The sequence below is a fragment of the Micromonospora palythoicola genome (genome assembly GCF_036689795.1).
Lineage (GTDB): Bacteria > Actinomycetota > Actinomycetes > Mycobacteriales > Micromonosporaceae > Micromonospora > Micromonospora palythoicola.
Window position 1 is genome coordinate 69,204 of the sequence record NZ_JBAGKI010000027.1, and the last position, 6,000, is coordinate 75,203.

A 6,000-nucleotide genomic window follows, 5' to 3' on the forward strand; every position below is an offset into this window, starting at 1 on the left:
TGGATCGGAGTCAGGGCCGCCGGTTACGGCAGGGTGAGTTCGTAGCGGAGACGCCGCCCGAATGGGCGGAAGCCCAGGTGTCGACGCAGGGCGACCAGGTCGGAGTCGTCGTCGGCGGTGCGGGTCTCGATCTCCTCGACGTGTGGATGGATCTCGCGTAGTCGGGTGAGCAGAGCGGCGTTGACCCACAGCCCCAGCCGCCGGCCGCGATGACCGACGAGCACGGCAGGGCCGTACTGGCGGGCGCGAACCTGCGGCAGTGCGCCTGTCATCGCCAGGACATAGGCGACCACGCCGCCGTCCGCCTCGGCGGCACTCACCACCGCGTCACCGGGCCGGCTCGGATGCCGGAGCAGTTGCTCGACGCTGGTCGCGCCGCACGGCTCCCCGGTCCAGTGACGCAGTCGGTATCCGGGGTGCTCGACATCAACCAACTCACCCAGCCAGGCATGGTGAATATCGCGGTAGGCGAGCAGGTCACGGATCCTGGATCCGGTGCGCCGAAATCCGTGCCGCTCGCAGAACGACTGCGCGGCGGAATCCGGGGCGGTCTCCACGATCAGCCGCCGTCCCACGGCGTGTGCACCGACGACGGCCAGCAGCCGCGATCCGATCCCTTGACGACGCCACTGCGGCTGCACGTACAGCTTCAGCTCGAGGGTGCCCGGCTGCGGGGCGGCCGGCGGTGGCAGTTCATATTCGAACGGCATGACCGGACGCAGATCGGCGACCCCGGCCACCACACCGGGCGACGTCACAGCGTGCCAGCGTGGGGTGCCCAGATGATCCGGCGCCGCCACGATGTCGATCACGCTCTCGCTCATGCGTCCACCATCGCCCGGCCCACCCGGCCGAACAACGCAGAAGATCGCATCGCCGCATTAGCCAGCGGTGATCGATCGACGACGGAACCTGCCACGGCCGGTGGTCCGAGCCACGCCCGCGCCGCCCGGTCTCGTCGCGGCCGTAGACTGCCCAATCCCAGGCCGCAATGATCGAAGGTAGGGCCGTCTGGTGGAACTGCGCGACATCGAGATCTTCCTGACGCTGACCGAAGAGCTTCACTTCGGTCGCACGGCCGAGCGCCTGCACGTGTCCCAATCGCGGGTCAGTCAGTCGATCAAACAGCAGGAACGCCGGATCGGTGGGGGCCTGTTCGAGCGTACGAGCCGCGCCGTTCGGCTCACCCCGCTCGGCGAGCGGCTGCGCGACCGTCTCCGCGCCGGCTATAGCGAGATCATCTCCGGCATCGAGGAGGCCACCGCCACCGCCCGCGGCCAGGCCGGCACGCTGACCATCGGCACCATGGCCACCCACTATCAGTCGGTCGAGGCCGTCCTTGACCTGTTCCGGCAGCGACACCCGCAGTGCGAGCTACGCCTGCGCGAGATCCTGCCGACCGACCCGCTCGGGCCGCTGCGGGCCGGTACGGTCGACATCGGGATTCTCTGGCTGCCCATCCGTGAGCCCGACCTCACGGTCGGGCCGGTCCTGCACCGCGAGGAGCTGGTGCTGGCGGTGGCCGCCGGTCATCCGCTGGCCGGCCGGGACAGCGTCGAGCTGGAGGATCTCGGCGATCATCCGGTGGTCTACCCCGAGGGACCCATTCCCGACTACGTGTGGGAGGCGCACACCCCGTCCACCACCCCGGCCGGGCGGCCCGTCCGGCGCGGACTGGGCATCGTCACCCTCGAGGAGGCCTTCCAAGCGATCGCCGGCGGCAGCGTCGTGTCCCCGATCGGATCGGACGTGGGAGTCACCCGGCAACGAGGCGACATCACCTTCCTGCCCATCACCGACGGACCGGTGCTGCGCTACGCGCCGGTGTGGCGCAAAGGCGGAGAGAATGCCCTGGTACGCGCCTTCGTTCAAGTCGTCACGAAGGCGCGGCAAGCGACGTAGCCGATCATGGCGCCGCCCTTCCCACCGGTGCCCCCGCGACGGGAATGCCGTGACCGCGCGCCTTGCCTCCGAGGTCTTCGCGACGAGCGCCTTCCGGGTTCGGCAGCGTGGCGCGTCAGGCATCGGGGCGTTGAGCAGGCACCCGATCGGGCCCCGAACCCGTCGCCGTTACGGGCCCGGCTCGCTGAGTCCGTCACTCGTCGAAGAGCACGACCTGGCGGATCACGTCGCCCTTCTCTAGTGCGGACACCGCGTCGTTGAGCTCTTCGAATCGGATACGCCGGCTGATCAGGCTCTCGATGTCCAACCGGCCCTGTCGGTGGAGGGCGACCAGCAGCGGCAGGTCCCGCCGCAGATCGGAGCTGCCGTAGACGGACGGCCGCAGGTTGCGGGCCCGGAAGAGCAGCTCGAAGGCATTGATCTGGACGAGGTCGTCCTGCGCGCCCGCACCGACGATTACGGTGTCCCCGCCGCGCCGGGTCAGATCCCAGGCGGACTTGATGGTGTCCGACCGTCCGACAGCCTCGAAGACGGCGTCGAACCCTCGCCCCTTGGTGACGTCATCGTGGATGGCCTGCAGGTCTTCCGGGACGACGACCTCGGTAGCGCCGAGCTGCATCGCGACCCCGTGCTTGCTCCGGTTGGGATCCACGGCGACGATCCGCGCCGCGCCCGCGATGCTCGCTCCCTGGACGACGGAGAGTCCCACCCCACCGAGCCCCAGAACGGCCACCGTGGAGCCGGGGCGGACCCGGGCTGTGTTGATGACGGCGCCGACGCCGGTGGAGACGCCGCAACCGAGCAGCGCCGCGTACTCGAAGGGGATGTCGTCGTCGATCCGGACGGCCGCCTCCCACGGTACGACGATCTCCTCAGCCCAGGTGCCGGTGCCGGCCATGCCGAACGCTGGCGTCTCACCGACCGCGAACCGCGCCTTGCCGAACAGATCCGACATGTGGGTCATACAAAGGTGGGACTCGCCGTTGACACAGTCCGGGCAGCGACCGCAGGCCGGAATCCAGTTGACCACCACGTGGTCGCCCACCTGCACGCCCGTGACGCCCCGGCCGACTTCGCGGACGACGCCGGCGCCCTCGTGCCCGACGATCATCGTGCCCTGGCTCGGCAGGCCGCCCGCGACGACCGACAGGTCCGAGTGGCATACGCCGGTGGCCTTGATCTGGATCTTCACCTCGCCATCGTCCGGTCCGAGGGCCGTGACGTCGTCGCGGAGATCCAGGGACGGACCACCGCCCGGGTGTAGGACCGCTGCTCGCACTTTGCCCTCCAAGCCATCGATGGAGAACCGCCAGCGAAAACCACTGGCGGCAGTTTCTCAATACGCCGCGAGGTCACGCTAAAGGACCTACCGCGCGCTCGGCAATGCCACTCTTATTGACGTTAAAGCAACGTCTGTATCGCGTTCCAGCCACGCTGCACCGGCATCCACAAACGCAGCATTGCCGGCGCCGACGGCCAACCAATACGGTGCGGAGACGCTTCGAAAGCGCGTGTCTCCACCCAAAGATGTGAGGTCAGCATGGCGTCCACCGACGAGTCCCACAATTACCCGCTGGAAACACCGGGCGGACCCTCTATCCACGAGCAGTACCGCCGGCTACGTCGCGAGGACACCATGATCCGGGTACGGATGCCCTTCGGCGACGAAGCGTGGTTGGCGACCCGATATGCCGACGTCAGGTGCGTGCACAGCGATCCGAGCTTCAGCCGGGCCGTGGCGAGCCGGAGCGACCAACCCCGCGCCTTTCCGGTGATGCCGGAGGAGAACATCCTCGGCCTGGACCCGCCCGAGCACAGCCGGCTGCGGCGGCTGGTGTCGCGGGTCTTCACGACTCGGCGTGTGCGGGTGATGCGCCCGCTGATCCAACGCGTGACCGACGACCTGCTGGACCGGATGGCGGCTCAGGGGCCGCCGTGGGACCTGGTCGAGGATTTCGGCGTGCCACTGACCATCAGGGTGATCGCCGACCTGTTCGGCGTGCCCGAGGCCGACAGGCCGCAGTTCGCCGAATGGTCGAAGGCCATGACCGCGACCACCTCGATGCCACCCGAACTGGCCCAACAGCACGTGCAGCAACTTCAGGAGTACGTGGCCGAACTGTTCACCAGGCGCTGGTCGGCACCCACCGACGATCTCATCGGCGCGCTGATCGAGGGCTACCAGGCCGACTCCGGTGTGGACGAGCACGAGGTTGTCACCCTCGCCAGGTTGATGCTGGCCACCGGTCATGGCAGCGTCAACTACCAATTCGGCCACTGTGCGTACCTGCTGCTGAGTCATCAGGACCAGTTGGCCAGGCTGGTCGCCGAGCCCGGCCTCATAAACCTCGCCGTCGAGGAGTTGCTGCGGTTCGCCAAGACCGACGAGGCAGCGGTTTTCGCCCGCTACGCCACCCGCGATGTCCGGCTAGGCGGGGTGCTGGTCCGGGCCGGTGAGCCCGTTCTGCCGTCCCGGATATCCGCGAACCACGACGAAGCGGTGTTCTCCGATGCCGAACGGCTGGACCTCACCCGTGCCCACAACCCGCATCTGGCGTTCGGCTACGGACCCCACCACTGTCCCGGGGCGCACCTGGCCCGAGCGGAACTGCAAGTCTCCCTCGGGTCGCTGGTGTCCCGGTTCCCCACCCTCCGACTGGCGGTCCCTCCGCAGGAGGTGCCCTGGGAATCGGGCGGCCTGGCCCGCGAAATCAAGTCTCTGCCGGTTACTTGGTGAGGACCGCGCCATGACGGACAACGACGCGGCCGGTCGGTTGCCGTCCCTGACCGGGCTACGATTCGTCGCAGCGGCGATGGTCTTCACCTGCCATATAGCCGTCATCACGCAGTTCATCGGGGGCTCCACCGGTTCCTTCATCGCTCGGGCCTTCCCGCTCGCCGGCCCGTACGGCGTGGGTTTCTTTTTCGTTCTGAGCGGCTTCGTGCTGACCTGGACGGCCCGGGACGGCGATCGGACCATGAGCTTCTGGCGTCGACGGGCCGTAAAGATCTACCCAAGTCACCTGGTGACCTTCGCCCTGGCTGCCGTGCTCGGGGTCGTCGCTGGGCGGGCGACGGGCCTGTTGGACTGGGTGACCAACCCACTGCTGCTGCACTCCTGGGTGCCCAGCCTGTCAACCAGCACGTCGTTCAACGGCGTCAGCTGGTCGCTCTCCTGCGAGTTGTTCTTCTACCTGGCGTTCCCGCTGCTGCTGCCGCTCGTGAACCGCATTCCCGTCAGTCGGCTGTGGTGGGGGGTGGGCGTGCTGGCGGCCCTGATGGCCGGCGCGGCATTGACCGCGGCATTTCTCGTTGACGACCAACCACGGCTCACCATCATCGCCTCCGGCACGCTGTCGTTCACTCAGATCTGGTTCGTGTACTTCTTCCCACCGGTACGGGCACTGGAGTTCGTCCTGGGAATGGTCCTCGCCCGGATCGTCCGCGCGGGTCGCTGGCCCCGCGTCGGTCTGCTGCCCGCGGCAGGCATCGCCGTACTGGGCTACGGATACGTCCTCTCCACGCCCTACCTCTTCGCCACCGGGGGTTTGGCCTCGCTCTGGCTCGTGCCGCTGATCGCGGCGGGGGCCACCGCCGATGATCGGGGAGGGGCGTCGGTGCTGCGACACCCTGCCCTGGTCCGGCTGGGAGAACTGTCGTTCGCCTTCTACCTGGTGCACTGGATGGTGGTGGTGGCCGGGACACAGGTGGTCGGCACCGAGAGCCGGTTCGGACCGCTCGTGTCAGCGCTGGTGGTCGCCACGCTTCTCGGTATCGCGCTGGCCCTCGCCTGGGCGCTGCACGAGGGGGTGGAGATGCCTCTGGTCCGCCGCTTCGGACGCCATCGGCCCCCGGGCCGACCCCACCGGCTGGGCCCGTCGCCTACGTCCGCTCCGATCTCCGCGACGCGCGAGGTTGTCGATCCTCGCGCCTGATGGGCTATTATTCCATCAGGCAGAGCGCCTGCCTGCGCCACAAGTGGCTGCCCACGCCGACCATTGCGACGTGGCCAAGAGTCTTCGACTCAGCGCAACATCTCGCTTCGGTGCCTCCAGGTGCCGTCCGTCAACGAGTGGCGTGGGAGCTCGTGAGGGACGT

General features: G+C 68.3%; 5 protein-coding genes. 3 read left to right on the plus strand and 2 right to left on the minus strand.

Translation table 11 applies throughout. The annotated features are described in order from the left end of the window. Positions 1–23 precede the first annotated feature (23 nt). Positions 24–824 (minus strand): GNAT family N-acetyltransferase, encoded by an 801-nt coding sequence (locus tag V5O40_RS14835; RefSeq protein WP_332905962.1) that lies wholly within the window; start codon positions 822–824, stop codon positions 24–26. 190 nt (positions 825–1,014) lie between these two features. Between V5O40_RS14835 and V5O40_RS14840 the strand changes: the two genes are divergently transcribed. After that, entirely contained in the window at positions 1,015–1,902 is an 888-nt protein-coding gene (locus V5O40_RS14840; RefSeq protein WP_332905963.1) for a LysR family transcriptional regulator, read from the plus strand. A 193-nt stretch (positions 1,903–2,095) separates the two neighbouring features. Here the strand turns inward: V5O40_RS14840 and V5O40_RS14845 are convergent, their stop codons facing one another. Beyond that, positions 2,096–3,181, minus strand: a complete 1,086-nt coding sequence (locus V5O40_RS14845) for a Zn-dependent alcohol dehydrogenase (RefSeq protein ID WP_332905964.1) — start codon at positions 3,179–3,181, stop codon at positions 2,096–2,098. Positions 3,182–3,442: 261 nt separating this feature from the next. Between V5O40_RS14845 and V5O40_RS14850 the strand changes: the two genes are divergently transcribed. After that, the gene (locus tag V5O40_RS14850) at positions 3,443–4,639 is read left to right on the plus strand and encodes a cytochrome P450 (protein ID WP_332905965.1); all 1,197 of its coding nucleotides are present in this window, start codon (positions 3,443–3,445) and stop codon (positions 4,637–4,639) included. A 10-nt stretch (positions 4,640–4,649) separates the two neighbouring features. Then, the gene (locus V5O40_RS14855; protein WP_332905966.1) at positions 4,650–5,837 is read left to right on the plus strand and encodes an acyltransferase family protein; all 1,188 of its coding nucleotides are present in this window, start codon (positions 4,650–4,652) and stop codon (positions 5,835–5,837) included. Positions 5,838–6,000 lie beyond the last annotated feature (163 nt).

What these genes read in the sequence shown, in the direction of transcription:
- V5O40_RS14850 (WP_332905965.1), top strand. Translation starts at nt 3,443, where the DNA reads ATGGCGTCCACCGACGAGTCCCACAATTACCCGCTGGAAACACCGGGC.
- V5O40_RS14835 (WP_332905962.1), bottom strand. Translation starts at nt 824, where the DNA reads ATGAGCGAGAGCGTGATCGACATCGTGGCGGCGCCGGATCATCTGGGC.
- V5O40_RS14855 (WP_332905966.1), top strand. Translation starts at nt 4,650, where the DNA reads ATGACGGACAACGACGCGGCCGGTCGGTTGCCGTCCCTGACCGGGCTA.